Source organism: Sphaerisporangium krabiense (assembly GCF_014200435.1).
GTDB classification, from domain to species: domain Bacteria; phylum Actinomycetota; class Actinomycetes; order Streptosporangiales; family Streptosporangiaceae; genus Sphaerisporangium; species Sphaerisporangium krabiense.
The window spans coordinates 770,732-789,824 of the sequence record NZ_JACHBR010000002.1 but is presented as its reverse complement, the minus strand read 5'-3'; the positions used below and the strand labels follow the sequence as shown (position 1 = coordinate 789,824).

Below are 19,093 nucleotides of genomic sequence, written 5' to 3'. Positions count from 1 at the left end.
CGCCCTCCACCCACGCGACCCCCATCCACGTCGAGAGAGTGAGCTGAACAGACATGACCGTTCTGCGGCCCCACGCGGAAGACCAGTACGCCGACGAGCTGGAGATCCTCGTCAAGGCGGACGACCGGCCGAGACCGCCGGGGTGGCGGCTCTCGCCCTGGGCCGTGACCACCTACCTGCTCGGCGACGGCGCTCAGATCACCCCCAAGTACATCGGCCCGCGCCGCATCGTCGAGGTGGCCGTGGCCACGCTGGCGACCGACAGGGCGCTGCTGCTGCTCGGCGTGCCCGGCACCGCCAAGACGTGGCTGTCGGAGCACCTGGCCGCGGCGATCAGCGGCGACTCCACGCTGCTCGTCCAGGGCACGGCCGGCACCGCGGAGGAGGCCATCCGCTACGGCTGGAACTACGCCCGGCTGCTCGCCGAGGGTCCCTCGCGCGAGGCGCTGACGCCGAGCCCGGTGATGCGCGCCATGGCCGAGGGCCGTCTGGCCCGCGTCGAGGAGCTCACGCGCATGCCGTCCGACGTCCAGGACGCCCTCATCACCGTCCTGTCGGAGAAGACGCTGCCCATCCCCGAGCTGAACGAGGAGGTCCAGGCGACCCGCGGCTTCAATGTGATCGCCACGGCCAACGACCGCGACCGCGGCGTCAACGAGCTGTCCAGCGCGCTGCGGCGGCGTTTCAACACCGTCGTCCTGCCGGTGCCCGCCAGCGCCGAGGAGGAGGTGGACATCGTGGCGCGCCGTGTCGCCCAGCTCGGCCGGTCCCTGGAGCTGCCTCCCACGCCCACCGGCCTGGAAGAGATCAGGCGCGTCGTCACGGTCTTCCGCGAGCTGCGCTCGGGGGCCACCTCTGACGGCCGCACGACCGTCAAGTCGCCGAGCGGCACCCTGAGCACCGCCGAGGCGATCTCGGTCGTGACCAGCGGCATCGCCTTGGCGGCGCACTTCGGTGACGGCGTGCTGCGCCCCGGCGACGTGGCGGCGGGCATCGTCGGCGCCGTCGTCCAGGATCCGGTGTCCGACCGCGTGGTCTGGCACGAGTACCTGGAGACCGTGGTCCGCGAGCGCCCCGAGTGGCGCGACTTCTACCGGGCGTGCCGCGATGTCTCCTGAGCGGCCGCCCGCCGTGGCGGAGCGCGCCGCACGGCCCGGGCAGCACCGCAGGGACGCCGGGGCCGCGCCGGTGTTCAGCGTGCTCGGCGTGCGGCACCACGGGCCCGGGTCGGCGCGCGCGGTGGTCGCCGAGCTGGAGCGGCTGCGCCCGGACATCGTCCTCGTCGAGGGCCCGCCGGAGGCCGACGCCGTGGTGGCGCTGGCCGCCGACCCCGGCATGGAGCCGCCGGTCGCGCTGCTGGCCCACGTGCCCGGAGACCCGTCCAGGGCCGCGTTCTGGCCGTTCGCGACGTTCTCCCCCGAGTGGCAGGCCATCCAGTACGCCATCCGCGCCGGCATCCCCGTCCGCTTCTGCGACCTGCCCGCCACGCACGGTCTGGCCGGCCCTCCCGCCGAACCGGACCCCGAGCCGGTGGCGCCGTCCGTGGACGCCGGCCCCGGCACCACCGCGCCCACTCCCCCGGCGGCGGGTCCCGGGCAACCGCAAGCGCCTCCCGAGGAGCCCGATGGGCGTCCCGGCGAGCCGGAAGCACGCCGCGGGCAGCCGGGCGCGCACCCCGGAGAGCGGATCACCCTCCCGGACGCCGAGGCGGACGGCCCGCGGGGACCCGTCACGCACCGGGACCCGATCGGCGAGCTCGCCGGCGCGGCGGGGTACGACGACCCGGAACGCTGGTGGGAGGACGCCGTCGAACACCGCGGCGACACCCCGTTCGAGGTGATCGCCGACGCCATGGCCGCCGTGCGCGAGGGCTACACCCCCCACGAGCAGGAGGCCCGCCGCGAGGCGTACATGCGCAGGACCATGCGCGCCGCGGTCAAGGACGGCCACCGTCACGTCGCCGTGGTGTGCGGCGCCTGGCACGTTCCCGCGCTGCGCGAACCGGGCCCGGCCGCGCCGGACGAGCGCCTGCTGAAGGGGCTTCCCAAGGTCAAGGTCGAGATGACCTGGGTGCCGTGGACGCACGGGCGGCTGGCGTCCTGGAGCGGCTACGGCGCGGGCATCACCTCGCCCGGCTGGTACGACCACCTGTTCGCCTCGCCGGACAAGCCGATCGAACGCTGGCTCGCCGCGGCCGCCGCCGTGCTGCGCGAGGAGGACCTCCCGGTCTCCTCCGCCCACGTCATCGAGGCCGTCCGCCTGGCCGACAGCCTCGCCCTCGTGCGGGGACACCCCCTCGCGGGGCTCGGCGAGGTGACCGAGGCGGTCCGCGCGGTGCTCTGCGAAGGCGACGAGCTGCCGGTGGAGCTGATCCAGCGGCGCATGGTCGTCGGCGAACGGCTCGGCCGCGTGCCGGACGATACGCCCATGGTCCCGCTCCAGCGCGACCTGCGCGACCGGCAGCGCCGCCTGAAGCTGCGCCCCGAGGCGCTGGAGCGCGAACTCGACCTGGACCTTCGCAAGCCCCTCGACCTGGAGCGCAGCCGCCTGCTGCACCGTCTCGGGCTGCTCGGCGTGGCGTGGGGAACGGCGCGCGAGGCCCGCGGCAAGGGCACCTTCCGCGAGTCGTGGACGCTCGCATGGCGCCCGGAGTTCGACGTCGACCTGATCGAGGCCGGCGCGTACGGCACCACGGTCCCCGCCGCGGCCACCGCCCGGGTGCGCGAGCTCGTGGACGTGGGATCGGCGCGGACGGCCCGGCACGCCGGTCCGAGGCTTCCCGCCGAGTCGTCCCCGAGGACGCTCGCCGAGCTCACGGCGGTGGCCGAGCGCTGCCTGCTGGCCGACCTGCCGGACGCGCTCCCCCACGTCCTGGCGTCGATCTCCACCCGGGCGGCGCTCGACAACGACGTGACGCATCTGATGGCGGCCCTGCCCGCGCTGGTCCGCACGCAGCGCTACGGCGACGTGCGCGGCACCCCGGCGGCGGGCCTGTCGGTCATCGTGGACTCCCTGCTCGGCCGCATCCGCGCCGGGCTCCCCGCGGCCGTCACCGGGCTCGACGACGACTCCGCCCGCGAGATGCTCGCGCACGTCGACGCCGTGCACACCTCCGTCGGCCTGCTGGAGTCGCGCAGGGACGGCTGGCTGGCCACGCTGCGCGGGATCGCGGAGCGCCGCGACCTGCACGGGCTGATCAGCGGCCGGCTGACCCGCATCCTGCTCGACGCCGGCACGATCCCGGCCGACGAGGTCGCCCTGCGCATGTCCCGGGCGATGTCGGCGGGCACCCCGCCCGCGCAGGCCGCCGCCTGGGTCGAGGGCTTCCTGGCCGGCAGCGGCCTTCTCCTGGTCCACGACGCCGGCCTGCTCGGCCTGATCGACACGTGGCTGACGAGCCTGCCCGGCGAGGCGTTCGTGGACGTCCTGCCCCTGCTGCGCCGCACGTTCGGCGCGTTCCCCCCGCCGGAGCGCCGCGCCATCGGCGGGCGGGTGGCCTCGGGCGACGCGGCCCCGGTCTCGGCGCCCGAGGCGGACGCGGAACGCGCGGGCCCCGCCGTCGCCACCGTTCTCACGATCCTGGGAGAGGCGTCATGACCCCCGAGCCCCGCGCGCGGACCACAAGCCGGCACGACATGGGAAGGAGCGCGTGATGGACGACCGGTTGCGCAGGTGGCGGCTGGTGCTCGGCGGCGACGCCGACGGCACCGGCTGCGCGCTGGGCGGCGCCGACGCCCAGATGGACGCGGCGCTCGCCGCCCTCTACAACGGCGGGCGCGGCACGGGACAGGACGGCGGCGGGCGCGCGGACGCCCAGCGCGGCGCGGGCCTCGGCGCCTCCGCGCCCCGGGTCGCGCGATGGCTCGGGGACATCCGCAGCTACTTCCCCTCGACGGTCGTCCAGGTCATGCAGAAGGACGCCATCGAACGCCTCAACCTCACCCGCCTCCTGCTGGAACCCGAGATGCTGGAGGCCGTCGAACCCGACGTCCACCTCGTCGGCACGCTGCTCTCGCTCAACCGCGTGATGCCCGAGACCGCCCGCCGGTCGGCCCGCGCGGTGGTGGCGAAGGTCGTCGCCGACCTGGAGCGCCGGCTGGCGCAGCGCACGCGGACGGCCATCACCGGCGCGCTCGACCGGTCGGCCCGCACCCACCGGCCGCGCCGGGTCTCCGACATCGACTGGGACCGCACGATCAGGGCCAACCTGAAGAACTACCTGCCCGAGAGGAACACCGTCGTCCCGTCGCGGCTGGTCGGCTACGCGCGCAAGCAGCGCGCGGTCATCCGCGAGGTCACGCTGTGCATCGACCAGAGCGGCTCGATGGCGGCGTCGGTGGTCTATTCGAGCGTCTTCGGCGCCGTGCTGGCCTCGATGCGCGCGCTGCGCACGTCCCTGGTGGTCTTCGACACCAGCGTCGTCGACCTGACCGACCAGTTGCACGACCCGGTCGAGCTGCTGTTCGGCACCCAGCTCGGCGGCGGCACCGACATCAACCGCGCCATCGCCTACTGCCAGGGGCTGATCACCCGGCCGACGAACTCGATCTTCATTCTGATCAGCGACCTGTACGAGGGGGGCGTGCGGGAGGAGATGCTGCGCAGGGTCGCGGCCATGACGGCGGCCGGGGTCCAGGTCATCGTCCTGCTCGCGCTCTCGGACGAGGGCCAGCCCCACTACGACCGCGACAACGCCGAGGCCCTGGCCGCGCTGGGCGTGCCGGCCTTCGCCTGCACGCCGGACGCCTTCCCCGACCTCATGGCCGCCGCGATCGAACGCCGCGACATCGCCCAGTGGGCCGAACGCACCCTCGCCGTCCGAGCGACCTGACCCGGCACTCTTCGAGCGACCTGCCCCTGCGAACCCCGTGCGTTCGAGCAATCCGCCCCCCAGCGAACCTGCTCCGTTCAAGGGCTGACCCCGCGAGCCCTTTAGTGCGGGGGACCTGACCCCGCGAAGACCAGACACCTTGTCGTCGCATGGGGTCCGCTGTCGCCGGTATGTCGGGTGGCGACCCGACCACGGCCCTTTACATCGTAGATTTCTTTCGCCAAAAGGGGTGATCGGCGGCCGACCACCGGTCACTTCTGGTGCGCCCCGTTCGGGGCAGGACATGCGGGGCGCTCGGCGCCGGGGTTGGGTCGGTGGCTCACGGGCGGGCGGGGCCGGCCGCGCGGAGGTGGCGGAGGGTCCAGCCGTGGCCGTCGGGGTCGAGATGACGGGTCGCGACCGTGAAGAGTTCCGCGGCGCGACGGTACGACAATCGGCCGCGGCCGGTCACCGGGCAGCGGTCGCGGGGCGCGGTGCCGGACGGGGCCCGGCGCTCGGTGAGGAAGACCGGACCACCGGCCCGCCCGACCAGGAGCAACGCCAGGAGCCGCGCCGTACCCGCCCGCCACCGCATCTCCGACACCACGCCCGCCTGCGGGCCGGTCCCGGCATCCGCTCCAACCCACGGGCCCGTCCCGCCCTGCCGACCCGCCTCGGCCGCCATACCTACCCGCGGGTCCGTCCGAGGAGCCGTACCGGTCCACGGGCCCGTTCCGCCCGCCGTACCGGCCTGCCGACCCGTCTCGGCCCCCGTACCTACCCGCGGGTCGGTCCAAGGGGCCGTACCGGTCCACGGCCCTGTCTCCCCCGCCGTGCCAGCCTGCCGACCCGTCTGGGCCGCCGTACCCACCCGCGGGTCGGCCCAAGGGGCCCAACCGGCCTGAGGGGCGTTCGGAGCGGACGTGCCGGTCCGCGGACGGCCGTTGCCGGAGGCCGTGCCGGGGCGGCGGTTGCCGGTCGCCGTACCTGTCCGCGATCGGCCATTCGGAGCCGTGCCGGACCGGCTGTTCTCGGGATGGGCGCGAACCCGCATGCGGCCGAGGTCCAGGTCGTCCACGTTCAGGGCGAGGAGCCGCTCGATCGGGGCGGCGGTCTCGTACAGCAGCCGCCAGCAGACCTTCTCGCGCAGCGGAACCGGCAGCGCGAAGATCGCCTCGATCTGCTCAGAGGTGAGCGCCACGGGTTCGGCGGCCTGCCCAGGCGGGGGACGGAGCCCGCGGAGCGGATCTGCGGTGATCCACCCGCGCGTGCGCCACCAGGCGATCGCCCCGCGCAGGATGGACAGTTCACGGCCGATCGTCCGCGGATCGGCGACGGCGGCCCGGTGGGCGAGGGCGACGCTCAGGCGGTGCGGTGCGTCGGGAGCGTCGAGCAAGGCGAGGGGCACGATGGGCGGCGCCGCGCCACGGCGGGCCCTGCCCTCGGGAGGAGGCCGGTCGACGAGGGACCACGCCCAGGTGGCGAGAGCGATGCGGTACACGCGCCGGGACGCCTCGGCCAGGCGCAGCGTGCCAAGGTAGTGCTCGACCGCCACGGCGTACTCGACGGGCGCGAGCGTCACCGCACGTCCCCCTCGGTCCCGCTCGCGAGCGTCACCGCACGGGGACGGTCGGCGCCGTCTTCTCCTCCTAGGTGGGGATGTGCCATCGTCGTCACCCTTCTACCGCAGTAAAAACCCAATCCTCGAGGCCGCCGTCCGAGTCTACTTAGGCTTCTGTACCGGCCTGATGGCAAGGTGCGGCCGCCGTGCGAATCCTGCAGTAAAGAGACTCAACTTTCCTCAGCCGACTTCTTGAAAGCTCTCGCGGGGCACCGCAAGGTGGACGGTCATGGCGCGGAAATCACTGGGGAAATGGGCGCGCGGACGCCTGGCCGCTCTGGCGTACAGAGACCTGCGGCTCTTCTTCGCGGGCGAGGCGACCTCGCTGCTCGGCTCGTCGATGGCGGCGCTGGCGGTCACCTTCGCCGTCCTGGACACCGGCGGCACGCAGACCGAGCTCGGCGTGATCATGGCGGCGCGGATCGTCCCCATGGTGGCGCTCCTGCCGCTCGGTGGCGTCGTCGCCGACCGGGTGGGCCCCCGCCGCGTCATGATCGCGGCGGACGTCCTGCGCGGCGCGAGCCAGGCCGTCCTCGCCGCCGCGCTGTTCCTCGGCCGCCCGTCGATCTGGACGTTCGTCGCGGCGGCCGTCGTGTGGGGTACGGGCGAGGCGTTCGCCATGCCCGCGCGCGGCGGCCTCATCCCCAGGCTCGCCGATTCCGGCACTCCGTACGAGGGCAAGCTGCGGGACGCCAACGCTCTGTCCGGCTTGGCCCAGTCCCTGGCGAACGTGGGAGGGCCCGTCCTGGCCGGAGCGGTGATGGCCGGGGCGGGGGCGAGCGTGGTGGTCGCGCTGGACGCGGCGACCTACGCGGCGGGCGCGGTCGCCCTGGCGAAGCTGCGCGTCTCGGACGCCCCGGTGCCCTCCTCCGGCGGGGAGAAGGGCGCGATGCGCCAGGGCTGGGACCATTTCCGCGCGCGCACCTGGCTGTGGGTCACGACCGTGCAGTTCACGCTGTTCAACGTGCTGGTGTGGGCGCCGTTCCTCGTCCTCGGCCCGGTGGTGGCGCACGAACGCCTCGGCGGCGCCCAGGGGTGGGGCCTGATCATGAGCCTGTACGGGGCGGGCGCGATGGCGGGCGGTCTGGCGATGGTGGGCGGGCGCGTGCCACGTCGCCCTCTGGTGGTGGCGACGGTGGCGACCTTCGGCTGGGCGCTGCCGTCGGGCGCTCTGGCCGCGGGCCTGTCGACGCCCGTGGTGGCGGTCGCCGCGCTGGTGGCGGGCGCGGGCTCGGCGGTGTGCGGGGCCCTGTACGCCACGACGAACCAGCAGCACGTGCCGCCGGAGGTCCTGGCGCGGATCACCTCGCTCACCGGCGTGGGCGCCTTCGCCCTCGGCCCGGTCGGCCTCGCCGCCGCCGGTCCCGTGGCCGCCGTCGCGGGCGTCACGACCGTGCTGTGCTTCGGCGCGGTGTGGCAGCTCGTCGCCGGCGCGGCGGTCCTGGCCGTGCCGGACGTCCGGCGCCTCACCACTCCGGCACGCGTGGCCGGGACACCCGCGGCGGCGCCGGTCGAATAGGATCTACCGTGTGCTGCTCATGACGCTGGGCGCGTACCCCGACGGCCCCTCGGTCCAGGTGTCCGGCGAAGCGGAGGCGCTTCGCGTGGCGGGCGAGACCTTCACCGGCCCCGACCCGGTCATCCTCGTCGACCAGGGACGCAGGCGCTTCCTGCGCCGTGACGTGACCGGCGCCTTCGTCGCCGTCCAGGAGCGTCCCGCGGTGGCCGAGGCGCTCGACCTGCTCCCCCACCCCGAGGGCGGGTGGTTCCGGGAGACGTGGCGGACCGGCGTGTCCTTCGAACCCCCCGGTCACGGCGGGCTCCGCCAGAGCGCGACGGGCATCTACTTCCTGCTCCAGCCGGGCGAGGAGTCGGTGTGGCACGTCGTGCGCTCCGACGAGGTGTGGTTCTGGCACAGGGGCGGGCCGCTCGACCTGGTGCTGGGCGGCTCCGGGGCGCGCCCGGGCGAGGCGCGGACGGTCCGGCTCGGCCCCGATGTGGAGGCGGGCCAGGAGCCCCAGGCGCTGGTGCCGGCGGGGACGTGGCAGGCGGCCCGTCCGGCGGGGACCGAAGGCGTGCTGGTGAGCTGCGTGGTGTCCCCGGGGTTCGACTTCGCGGACTTCACGGCCCTCTGACGCTACCGGGACGTCCGTAGCGCCGGTGAGAGGGCGCGGGCGGGGTGCCGCTCCCCCGCCCGGCCGTTCAGTTGAGCCGCACCAGGTACCCGTTCTGGACGAGCCAGCCGACCGCGACCTCGTCCCGGTTCTGGGGCGCCTCGGCGATCAGCCTGCTCACCAGGTGGTACTGCGAGCCTCCTCCTGGCTGCTGGAACGCGGAGGCGATGGGCCCGAAATCGACGGCGAATTCCTTGATCACCCGATACACATGGTAGTTACACGGATATTCGGGAGAATCGGGGAACGTGTCGAGGCTGGTCGGTGGAATGCCGCGCTCCTCGTAGGGAGTTCCGTAGGGGGCGAGGAAGGCGCCGTTCTCGCTGCCGAACCGGTCCACCCGTTCACCGACGCGCAGGGTTTTCGACGCGATCAGCGGCCTGCCGTTCGGATAGCCACCCGAGTGCGCGAACCCGAAGTCCGGCGGAAATCGGTAGAAGTTGACGGACCAATCCCAGTAGCGGTCGAGGAACTTCTGCGGAGGAAGACCCCCGAGAGGGACATAGGTCCGCAATATCCGGCCCAGGACCCCTTTCTGCGGCAGGCTCTTCGGGCCGAGCCGCTGATCCTCGTTGATGTACGGCGCGGTGCAGACGGGCTCGCCCGACGCGGCGGACCGTGCTCCCTTATGCGTCTCGGCCGCGGCGAACGCGACCGGTGCGGCGGGAAGCGCCGTCCAGGCGGAGGTGCGGGCCGTCGGCGCGAGGCTCGGGCCGGTGCCCGCCTGGGCCGGAATACCGGCGAGGGACAAGGCGGTGATGCCGATGGCGGCGGCCAGCGACGCGCGCCGGCGAAGGTTTCGCAATGGGTCCTCCCTGCTTCGTGCGGCAAGTCGGGCATGTTTCATCGGATCCGTCACTCGCGACGACGGATCCCGGGAAAATGCACGATTGACGGGCCCATCTCGCCCGAATCTGGTTTCACCGGCGTCAGCGGTGAGCCGAACCGGCGTCGCCATGATTCGGGCTTATGCAAGACGGGTGACGATCGATCTCGTGCGTACCCGCCCGGCGATCACGAGCGCTTCGAGCACGGCAATGGAAGGACAAAAATCGACGGACGAACACCTCGTCGGCCGCTGAATCCTCCCCGACTCAGAAATGCCGATTTAGGTGCATATTGTCCGCCGCACCCGGCGAACCGGTCACTCATGCCGCGGTTTTCCGCGATCCCAGACGGCGACCACCTCGGCCGGGGCCGGCCGGCGACGGTTGTCCAAGCGGTTTCTGTGGACAACGGGAAGTTGTCCACAATCGCCGGACCACGTGTTGGGGAAAGCCCGCGCAGGCGGAAGAATGGCAGCAAGCGCCCATGTGAGGAGGTCAACGGTGACCCGCCAGATCAGCTCCGTCATCGGCGGCAAGCCCGCCGACGACGCCAGCGGTTCGACCTACGAGTCGATCAACCCGGCGAGGACGTCCGAGGTCGTGGCCGGGGTCCGGCTAGCGGGCGAGGCGACGTTCGCCTGGGCCTGCGGCGTGGCGTCGGCCGCGCAGCGTGAGTGGGCGGCGGTCCCCGCGCCCGTGCGCGGCCGGGTGATCGCCTCGATCGGGCGGCTGGTCGAGGCCAACGCCGAGGCCCTGGCCCGGCTCGTGACCACCGAGATCGGAAAGCCGTACGCCGAGGCGCTCGGCGAGGTCAGAGAGATCGTCGACACCTGCGACTTCTTCCTCGGCGAAGGCCGGCGCCTCTACGGCCAGACCGTGCCGTCAGAGATGCCCGACAAGAGCCTGTTCACCTTCCGCGTGCCCGTGGGCGTCGCCGCCGTCATCACCGCGGGCAACTTCCCCGTCGCCGTACCGAGCTGGTATCTGGTCCCGGCCCTGCTGTGCGGCAACGCCGTGGTGTGGAAGCCCGCGGAGTACGCCGCCGCCTCGGCCCACGCGCTCTACCGCCTCTTCGCCGCGGCCGGGCTGCCCGACGGGGTGCTGAACATCGTCTTCGCCGATGGCCCCACGACGTTCGCCGGGCTGGACGCCGCCCTCGGCGAGGGCACCGTCCAGAAGGTCGGCTTCACCGGCTCCACCGCGGTCGGACGCCAGGTCGGCGAGCTGTGCGGGCGCCACCTCCAGTCGCCATGCCTGGAGCTGGGCGGCAAGAACCCCATGGTGATCATGCCGGACGCGGATCTCGACCTCGCCGTCGAGGGGGCGCTGTTCTCCGGTTTCGGCACGGCCGGGCAGCGGTGCACCTCCCTCGGCACGGTCCTGGTGCACGAGTCCGTGCACGACGAGTTCGTCCGTAGGTACGCGCGGGCCGTGGCCGGCGCGAGCGTCGGCGACCCCGCCGGAGAGGTCCTCTTCGGTCCGATGCTCGACCAGCGGTTCGCCGAGCGGTTCGAGGAGTACCTCGGCTGGATCCAGCCGCACCACACGGTCGTCACCGGCCCCACCGGCCGTATCACCGCGGACAACCCGCGCGGTGCCTTCGACGGCGCGGGCGGGCTCTACTACCACCCGGTGGTGGTCGACGGCGTCCGCGCGCAGGACCGGCTGTTCCTCGAGGAGACCTTCGGGCCGATCGTCGGCGTCGCGTCGTTCGCCAGCCTGGACGAGGCGGTCGAGCTCGCCAACCGGCCGGGTTACGGCCTGTCCTCCTCCATCTACACCACCGACCCGCGGGCCGCCTTCCGGTTCCGCTCGGGGATCGGCGCCGGAATGGTGAGCGTCAACAACTCCACCTCCGGCGCCGAGGCCCACCTCCCGTTCGGCGGCAACGGCAAGTCCGGCAACGGCAGCCGCCAGTCCGGACAATGGGTACTCGACCAGTTCACCCGCTGGCAGTCCCTCAACTGGGACTACTCCGGCCGCCTGCAAAAAGCCCAGATGGACGTCGCCGAGATAATCCCCGACCTCGACTTCAAACTGTGACCCCCCACATCCACGGCCCCCGACGCGCCACGCCGTAACCGGCCGCGCGTGACGGTGGCGGTGACAGCGACCCGGCCACCCGGGCGGTCGGTGATCGCCATAAGCATCCGCGCGTGCCTATGGGTGTTGCGTGCCAACAGATCTGACGACGGCGAGAAGGCGCACCAAGCGAACGGATCGAGGGCGCGGAAGGACACAGAGCGCGGACTAATCCATGCCATCGAAGGCCGTATGAAGCGAATCAGGGCGATTTGAGGTCACGGACTCAGTGGTGCCGTCGGCGAGTGTCGTTACCCGGATATGGCTGACTAAAAGGCGCGAAGCCAGCAGCGCGCTCGGCGGTCCCATTGAACGAACGAGAGGGAGCGGAGGAGACGACGTCAGGGCTGTGGTCGGCGGACCCATCGAGCGGACCGGGGTAATCAGGTGAGGGAAATCCGCGGCGTGGTCGGCAGCTCCTATTGAACGGACCAGGGTAAGCAGGCAGGGCGAAACCGGGGATGTGGTCGGCGGACCTATTACGGACCGGGGTAAGCAGGCGAGGGCAAATCGGCGGCGTGGTCGGCGCTCCTATTGAACGGACCGGGGTAAGCAGGCGAGGCGAAACCGGGGGTGTGGTCGGCGGACCTATTACGGACCAGGATAAGCAGGCGAGGGCAAATCGGCGGCGTGGTCGGCGCTCCTATTGAACGGACCGGGGTAAGCAGGCGAGGCGAAACCGGGGGTGTGGTTGGTGGTTGTGTGAAGGGGATTCGGGGGGATGGGGTGCTCAGGGGGGTAGCCGAGGAGGCGCATCGCGGTTTCGGGGTCCAGGGCCGCGGCGAGGAGTTGCGCGCGTTCGACGGCCCGCGCCTGGTTCTCTTCGGCTCTGACGCGTGCCGCCTGCTGGGCGCGGACGGTCGTGACAGCGACCACAACACCGGCTCCCAGCACCACCAAGCCCGCGAGCATGGCCGCCATCGTGCGCAGAGATGGTCCCGTACTCTCGCCCCCGTCCGCAGAGACCGAATCTCCACCGAAGAGCGCCACCCCGACCAGTACGAAGACGACAAGCCCGATCATGGCCGCGACCACCACCCCCATCGGACCGATAGCCCGTCCCCTGCCAGGAGCATCCCCGTACCCGTATCGGGCTCGCCTTCCGACCAGAGTCCCGATTCCATTCGACCGAGTGGACGGGCGCCGGGTGGACTGATCAATAGTCGCTGGAGGAGTGTCGGTCACATCGGGGACATGGCTCGGGGCAGGCGGGGTTGGAGCAGAGGTAAGGCGGATCTGGGGAGATGGGACTCGAGGGGTGGGGTCCGCGGGGTTGGCGGGTGGTGGGTTCGTGGGTGTGAGGTGTTGGGCGTCCTCGGTGGGGCCGGACAGGACGAGTTGGTGGGCGGCCATGATGTCAGGCCAGGTGATGTGCTCGTGTCCGGCTCGGAGAGCGTTGATCAGGGACTCGTTGACCAGGGTCCTGATCGCGGCGTCCGTGATGCCTGGAGTGATCGCCGCGAGTATGTCGAGCTGCTCCGGGGTGAGCTGGTGGCGGACCCGTGCGAAGTACGCCTGATAGATGTGGAGACGTCCAGTCTCGGACGGGAGGGCGACCTCGTAGACGCGGTCGATGACGCCTGGACGTACCAGAGCGTCGTCGATCGAATCGTGGTTCTCGCTGGACAACACGATGAGGATCCGGTGCTTGGGCGACGGTAAGGGCCGCATGCCGAGCAATCGCCGTACATGGACGTTGAAGAACCCGCGTGGTCTGGTAAGTCCCGACAGTTCCGCCAGCAGGGTCGCGAGGACGGGTGGGCGACCAGGCGCCGACAGAAGATCGCCCTGGGGTCCGCCGGTGAGGGATGTAGCGAGAGGCCGAGGATCGGAGACGTCACGGTCACCGCGCATGTGATCGCCCTGCTCGCGGGGAGCATGGGCGGTGACGGACGATGTGGCGAGCGGCCGAGGATCGGGGACGTCACGGTCACCGCGCATGTGATCGGCCTGTTCGCGGCGCGCATGGGCGGTGACGGACGTGGGTCCCGCGCTGGAGATCGCCGTCTCCTTGGCGCCAGGCTCAACGCCTACGGCATCGGCACTACTTGCCCCATTGATGGTCACTCCACCGGGCGTCGCACCGCCATCGAGCAATCCCTCAGCCGTCACACCGCTGCCGACCACACCGTCACCCGGCAGGCCTTGAGCCGTCACACCGCCACCGGCTACACCGTCACACGGCAGACCTTGAGCCGTCACACCGCCATCGATCGCACGGTCACTGGGCAGTCCTCCAGTGGTCAGTTCTCCGGCGATCACACCGCCACCGGTTACACCGCTGACCGGTGAATTTCCAGCCGCCAAACCGCCGGCCGCCATATTGCCGATCGGCGAACCTCCAGCGTGCAGATTTCCAAGCGTCGCGCCGCTGCCGGATCCCGTTGCGCCGCCAGCGGGTGAGGGTGCATTCGGGAGTGCCACAGAGGCGTTGAGGCTTGTCTCGCTGGGCGGAGACATCCTGCCGGCCAGCCGTCTTCCCAGGGACGCCCAGTCGTTCTCCGTCATGGCGGAGGTGGGGACGGTGGCGCCGTTGGCGGGCGTCGCGACTGCTGAACTGCTCAGGTGGGGATCCCCAGGTGGTGTGGCGCTGGGGGAACGTAAGTGGCTGGACCATGCGGCCATGTCGGGAAAATGCACGATCACGCCGTCATGGCGGAGGGCTAGCCTGCGCAGTCTCCGGAACAGGGCCCTCATTTTCATGGCGCCGAGTGCTGGCAGCGGGCCGCTGAAGGCGTCCGGGCGGACATGGACGTACGGCTTGGCGGACTCGCCGGCGAGGGACTCGGCCATGAGGGTTTTGCCGGTGCCCGGTGGGCCCCACAGCAGCAGCGTCCTCGGCACGTGGCCGCCCCTCGCCTCGAACGGCGTGGGGTCCCGGAGCAGAACGACGTGGTCCCTGAGCCGATCGACGATGTGGTCCTGTCCCTGGATGTCGGAGAACCGCGTTCTGATCTCCCCTGGGCGGTAGGTGTCGATTCCCGTGCGCAGGAAGCGCCAGAGGAGCCCGCCGGCGGTGATCCCGACCAAGAGGACACCGAGGGCGAGCTGCGGCGCGTACGCGAGGAGCTCGCCGAGCAGATCAGGTGAGCGGAGCAGGGCGGCGAGCGGCGATGCATCCAGAATCTCGCCGAGGATGAGAGCGACCGCTGCCAGCCAGAACAGTGACTTGGCGGTCGAGGCGAGGAGGTGACGGCTGCGGTCATCGAACCGTGTGTGAGCCCAACGGTCGAAACGCGCCGTTCTCACGTCCCGCCAGCGCCGGTAGGCGACCGAGCGTTCGGCGGTCAGAGTGTGAACCTGCCGCAGAGTCTCCAGGACGATCAGTACGAGGACGACCGAACCCACGTATCCGCTCGCGACCGCGCCAAGCGCCTCACCGAAGGTGCCCGTCCCTTCGACGATGACCGCGTGCCGCCAGGCCATAACGAGAAAGGCCAGCACGAGCACTAGAAGGATCTTGCCCTGATCCCATATGCCCATCAACGTCCTGGCCTGCCATGGTGCATCTCTTACCGCGCCCGCCCTCGAAGACGCTGCCGCCTCCGTCCTCTCCCGACTCCACCCGCGTCCCGATCTCGGACCGCGCCCAAACGGAACACCCGGGCCTGGAGGCCCGTACCCCAGCGATTCCGTACCTTCACGAGCGTGGTCATAGGCAGCGTCTCCACGACCGTGGAGACCGTCCGACCGACCACGGGCACCGTCGCCACGACCATGGCCACCGCCGACCGAACCACGGGCGCCATCAAGCGAACCACGGCCACCGTCGAGCGATTCAGGGACACCGTCGACCGGCCCGAGGGCACCGTCGAACGAACCAGAGGCGCTGTAGGCACCACCGTGGGGATCGTCGTGACGGCGCCCACCTCTCCCACCACCTCGTCGCGCGGCCTGACTGTATGCACCGTCGGCGCCGCCGTACCCGAGGTCGGAACGGTTGCGGCGGCGTGCGCCTGTCCCGCCGCCGTTCGCTCCTGACTCGCCGTGGGCATGCTCAGCGCTGACGTGCCCGAGGTCGGATGCGTCAGGGCCGTGTTCGATCACCTCGCCGCGCTCTCGCCCGGCCTCACCGTACGGACCCTCGGCGCTGCCGGTGCCGAAGAACCAGTCGTGGGCGTGCGTGTCTGCCCCTCCGCCGCCTTCTCGGCCTGGCTCGCCATCGCGGCGCGAGGGCGTCTGGCTGCTCGACAGGGCGGGCGGGTCGTATGCGCTCTTGCCTACGCCGTGGACACGGTCCGGTTGGTCGTCGGCGATGGAGGACGCGGCCCCGTTCTGTGGTTGTCCGTGCCCGTCCGGTGTGTAACGCCCCTCATGGGATCGGCTGCCCGGAGCGCCCGGTGGGGTTGCGCCGGCCGGCATGAAGGACGGGCGCGGTGAACGGCCGAAGGGGCTGCCTTTGAGGGGACCCTCGTGCGGACGATCGCCGTAGTGGCCGTGTTCGTTCGGTGGAGGGTCAGGAGGTGCGCTGTCCACCTGTGGCGTTCCCGTCGGGGTTCCGGGTGGCGGGACGCGGACGGGCTTGGGTTCGTTGGGAGGAACGGACGACATGTCTCTCCTCGGACAGGCGGACAGGGCCGGCCGGATGACCACTCGACCGCGAAGGACCACGCGCCCCCGCTGGTCGCCGGGCACCCGGCACGGTGACATACGGCAGGGCACCGGCCGGGCAGGACGAGATACGACCGCGACGGATCAGGGTCCCGGAGAGGCCACCGTCGAGGACGAAGTGGGCGCCGGTGTACAGGTCCACGACAACCGTCGGTGATGAGCGGAGCGCTCTCTCGACCGTCATGCGTGACGACGGCGGTAGTCGACCGTGAGGTGCTGACGCCACGGCCGGTCGCCGGAGTGCGGCACCGATCGGCAGGCCACGTGGTGAGGTGTTGTCGAGGGCTGCGGTTTGAACGGGAGGAGGGCACCGGGGTTACCTTTATTGCGGGATAACAGGATGGTTGTCCCCTTTGGCGGCAGGCCTCTACCGCGCCCACCAGAAGAATCTTGACCAAACCTTGGCGAAAAAGCCATTCGACTCGTTACATAGACCGCTCATCCGCCGACAGGGATGTCGGGACGAGAGGGCACCAGCGGTTCTCGACCGAAGTCGGCGTCGCGAGTGGACAGCGGGTCGGCGACCGGGCGGATGCGGGAGCCGGATGCAGGTCGCTCGGGTGAGGGGGAGCGTTCTGGGTGGCGCCCTTAGCCGTGGAGGGGGCCGACTGTGATCGGCCTGTGAGAAGCCGCGGCCGCTCACCGGGTTCTCAGGGCTTTCGCGCGAACGTCGCCGCCGGCGACTCGGCGGAGTCGACGACAGCAGCCCGATGCCCGGTACGGCGCCGTGGGCCGATGTGGGGTACGGCGCCGCAGGTCAACGCGGGGTGGGCTGGGGTGAGTGGTGGCTTGGAGTGCGGCGGAATAGTTGAAATATCAACTTCTGTTGTGGGGAGTATCTGATGTGCTGCGGTGCGGATCGAAGGGCTGGGGCCTGCCGGGACGTGCCGTGACGAAGAAGGAGGGGCCATGCCGGCCGTTACCGCTGACACCCTGACCCTGCCGCGGCTTCCGCGTCTGCCCGAGGCCACCACGGCGTGGCGGCCGGTGAGCCGGGTCGTCACCGCCGAGCGCCACCTGGAGGGCGAGGGGTTCGCGGTGCGCCGTCCCTTCCCCACCGTGGACCTGTCGCTGGCCGACCCGTTCCTGCTCCTCGACCACATGGGCGCGGTGGAGTACGCGCCGGGCGAGGCCAAGGGCACGCCGTGGCATCCGCACCGCGGGTTCGAGACCGTGACCTACATCATCGACGGCGCGTTCCAGCACCGGGACACCACGGGCGGGGGCGGCCTGATCTCGGACGGTGACACGCAGTGGATGACCGCCGCGAGCGGGCTGCAGCACATCGAGCAGCCTCCGCCGGAGCTGGTCGCCGCGGGCGGGCTGTTCCACGGCGTGCAGCTGTGGGTGAACCTGCCGCGGGCGCAGAAGTGGGTGGCGCCGCGCTACCAGGACATCAGCCGGAACGACGTGAAGCTGCTCTCCAGCGCGGACGGCTCCTCGCTGGTCCGGGTGATCGCCGGGTCCGTGGCCGGGTACGACGGCCCTGGGGTCACGTACACGCCGATCAACTACCTGCACGCCACCGTCGCGCCCGGCGCGCGCCTCGACCTGCCCTGGCCCGAGGGCTTCAACGCGCTGGTGTACGTGCTCAGCGGCCGTGGCACGGTGGGGCAGAACCAGGTCCCGCTGGAGGAGGGACGACTCGCGGTGTTCGGGGCGCGGGGCGAGGCCCTGACCGTGCGGGCCGCGGACACGCAGCCGTCGGCGTCCGCCGCCGGCTGGGAGATCCTGGTGCTCGGCGGCCTGCCGATCCGCGAGCCGGTCGCCCGCTACGGGCCGTTCGTGATGAACACCCGCGACGAGATCGTGCAGGCGTTCCAGGACTTCGAGGCGGGCCGCATGGGCGTGGTCCCGCCCGAGAAGGTCCCCCACCGCTCCACCGAGGACGAGACCATCTGAGGCCCTATCGCTTCGACGGGCCAGGGGTCGTCCCGTCGAAGGATCCGGGGTCCGTGGCCGGGCGTCGGCCACGGACCCCGGCGGCGGGGCGGTCGCCGTGCTCGGTCACCCGATCCTGGAGTTGCACCCGGCGGGTGAGCGCCCGCCGGCGCATGCGCGCTCCCCGGATACGGCGGTTGTGGGGGTGATGTGGTGGAGGGGCGTGCGGCGGGGACGGGGGGTGGGCGGGAAGGGCTAGTCTTCCGGCATGCCTACCGCACTCATCACGGGCGCGAGCGCCGGGCTCGGCGCCGCCTTCGCCCGCAGGCTGGCCGCCGACGGATTCTCGCTGGTGCTGGTGGCCCGCGACGAGCGGCGTCTCGACGCGACGGCCGGCACGCTGCACCGCAGGTACGGGGTGCGGGCGGACGTGCTGCCCGCCGACCTGGCCACGGAGAAGGGCGTCGCGGCGGTGGAGGACCGCCTGGCCGAGGGCGTCGACCTGCTGGTGAACAACGCCGGGTTCGGCCACCCTCGGGACGCCCTGGAGGTCCCGGCGGCCGACGAGGTGACGATGCTGCGGGTGCACTGTGAGGCGGTGCTGCGGCTCACGCTCGCCGCGCTGCCGGGCATGCGGGTGCGGGGACGCGGCGGCGTGATCAACGTGGCCTCGGTGGCCGCCTTCCTCGCGGACGGCACCTACAGCGCGTCGAAGGCGTGGGTGGTGAACTTCAGCGCGGGCCTGGCGGCGCGGGTGCGCGAGCCGCGGGTGCGCGTCATGGCGCTGTGCCCGGGTTTCGTGCGCACCGAGTTCCACGAGCGGGCGTCCATCGACACCTCCGGCATTCCCGACTTCCTGTGGCTGCGGGCCGACAAGGTGGTGGACGCCGCGCTGCGCGACCTGGCGCGCGGCGTGCGGATCAGCGTGCCGGACCCGCGGTACAAGGCGATCGCGGCGGTGGCCAGGTACGTCCCCCCGGGGGTGGTCGCGCGGGCGTCGGCGCTCCTCGGCCGCTGACCTGCGGCGTTACCACCGCCGGGGCGACACGCGCGCCGGTGGGGGAATGATCGTCGCGCCGCGTCCCGG

Annotated in this window: 11 protein-coding genes; 8 read left to right on the top strand and 3 right to left on the bottom strand. The window is 71.8% G+C overall.

Features of this window, described 5'->3' with window-relative positions; translation table 11 throughout:
* Positions 1 to 53: 53 nt before the first annotated feature.
* From BJ981_RS31445 to BJ981_RS31435, 3 genes are read left to right on the top strand one after another with little or no spacing between them, the layout of a single operon-like run.
* Positions 54 to 1,118, top strand: a complete 1,065-nt coding sequence (locus BJ981_RS31445) for an ATP-binding protein (protein WP_184617016.1) — start codon at positions 54 to 56, stop codon at positions 1,116 to 1,118.
* Positions 1,108 to 3,597 (top strand): DUF5682 family protein, encoded by a 2,490-nt coding sequence (locus BJ981_RS31440; RefSeq protein WP_221315417.1) that lies wholly within the window; start codon positions 1,108 to 1,110, stop codon positions 3,595 to 3,597. The genes BJ981_RS31445 and BJ981_RS31440 overlap by 11 nt, the downstream gene beginning before the upstream one ends.
* A 55-nt stretch (positions 3,598 to 3,652) precedes the next feature.
* Positions 3,653 to 4,831, top strand: coding sequence for a VWA domain-containing protein (locus tag BJ981_RS31435; RefSeq protein WP_184617015.1), 1,179 nt, complete (start codon positions 3,653 to 3,655; stop codon positions 4,829 to 4,831).
* Between the two features lie 319 nt (positions 4,832 to 5,150).
* On the opposite strand, the gene BJ981_RS37600 is transcribed toward BJ981_RS31435, so the two are convergent.
* Positions 5,151 to 6,392, bottom strand: coding sequence for a site-specific integrase (locus tag BJ981_RS37600; protein WP_204070272.1), 1,242 nt, complete (start codon positions 6,390 to 6,392; stop codon positions 5,151 to 5,153).
* Positions 6,393 to 6,660: 268 nt separating this feature from the next.
* Between BJ981_RS37600 and BJ981_RS31425 the strand changes: the two genes are divergently transcribed.
* Positions 6,661 to 7,950: an MFS transporter gene (locus tag BJ981_RS31425; protein WP_184617014.1), complete on the top strand. Its 1,290-nt coding sequence runs from the start codon at positions 6,661 to 6,663 to the stop codon at positions 7,948 to 7,950.
* Between the two features lie 19 nt (positions 7,951 to 7,969).
* Positions 7,970 to 8,566 carry a cupin domain-containing protein gene (locus tag BJ981_RS31420; protein ID WP_184617698.1) on the top strand — a complete coding sequence of 199 codons (597 nt, stop codon included), beginning with the start codon at positions 7,970 to 7,972 and terminating at the stop codon, positions 8,564 to 8,566.
* A gap of 67 nt (positions 8,567 to 8,633) precedes the next feature.
* On the opposite strand, the gene BJ981_RS31415 is transcribed toward BJ981_RS31420, so the two are convergent.
* Entirely contained in the window at positions 8,634 to 9,563 is a 930-nt protein-coding gene (locus tag BJ981_RS31415) for a TNT domain-containing protein (RefSeq protein WP_184617013.1), read from the bottom strand.
* Between the two features lie 370 nt (positions 9,564 to 9,933).
* On the opposite strand from BJ981_RS31415, the gene BJ981_RS31410 reads away from it, so the two are divergent.
* Complete coding sequence (locus BJ981_RS31410; RefSeq protein WP_204070273.1) at positions 9,934 to 11,475, top strand: aldehyde dehydrogenase family protein; 1,542 nt, start codon at positions 9,934 to 9,936, stop codon at positions 11,473 to 11,475.
* Positions 11,476 to 12,105: 630 nt separating this feature from the next.
* On the opposite strand, the gene BJ981_RS31405 is transcribed toward BJ981_RS31410, so the two are convergent.
* Positions 12,106 to 14,964 (bottom strand): AAA family ATPase, encoded by a 2,859-nt coding sequence (locus BJ981_RS31405; RefSeq protein WP_184617011.1) that lies wholly within the window; start codon positions 14,962 to 14,964, stop codon positions 12,106 to 12,108.
* A gap of 2,070 nt (positions 14,965 to 17,034) precedes the next feature.
* On the opposite strand from BJ981_RS31405, the gene BJ981_RS31400 reads away from it, so the two are divergent.
* A complete protein-coding gene (locus BJ981_RS31400) occupies positions 17,035 to 18,027 on the top strand; it encodes a pirin family protein (protein ID WP_184617010.1) in 993 nt (330 codons plus the stop codon).
* Between the two features lie 247 nt (positions 18,028 to 18,274).
* Positions 18,275 to 19,024 carry an SDR family NAD(P)-dependent oxidoreductase gene (locus BJ981_RS31395; RefSeq protein WP_184617009.1) on the top strand — a complete coding sequence of 250 codons (750 nt, stop codon included), beginning with the start codon at positions 18,275 to 18,277 and terminating at the stop codon, positions 19,022 to 19,024.
* Positions 19,025 to 19,093 lie beyond the last annotated feature (69 nt).

What these genes read in the sequence shown, in the direction of transcription:
- BJ981_RS31445 (WP_184617016.1), top strand. Translation starts at nt 54, where the DNA reads ATGACCGTTCTGCGGCCCCACGCGGAAGACCAGTACGCCGACGAGCTG.
- BJ981_RS31440 (WP_221315417.1), top strand. Translation starts at nt 1,108, where the DNA reads ATGTCTCCTGAGCGGCCGCCCGCCGTGGCGGAGCGCGCCGCACGGCCC.
- BJ981_RS31435 (WP_184617015.1), top strand. Translation starts at nt 3,653, where the DNA reads ATGGACGACCGGTTGCGCAGGTGGCGGCTGGTGCTCGGCGGCGACGCC.
- BJ981_RS31425 (WP_184617014.1), top strand. Translation starts at nt 6,661, where the DNA reads ATGGCGCGGAAATCACTGGGGAAATGGGCGCGCGGACGCCTGGCCGCT.
- BJ981_RS31420 (WP_184617698.1), top strand. Translation starts at nt 7,970, where the DNA reads ATGACGCTGGGCGCGTACCCCGACGGCCCCTCGGTCCAGGTGTCCGGC.
- BJ981_RS31415 (WP_184617013.1), bottom strand. Translation starts at nt 9,563, where the DNA reads ATGGCGACGCCGGTTCGGCTCACCGCTGACGCCGGTGAAACCAGATTC.
- BJ981_RS31400 (WP_184617010.1), top strand. Translation starts at nt 17,035, where the DNA reads ATGCCGGCCGTTACCGCTGACACCCTGACCCTGCCGCGGCTTCCGCGT.
- BJ981_RS31395 (WP_184617009.1), top strand. Translation starts at nt 18,275, where the DNA reads ATGCCTACCGCACTCATCACGGGCGCGAGCGCCGGGCTCGGCGCCGCC.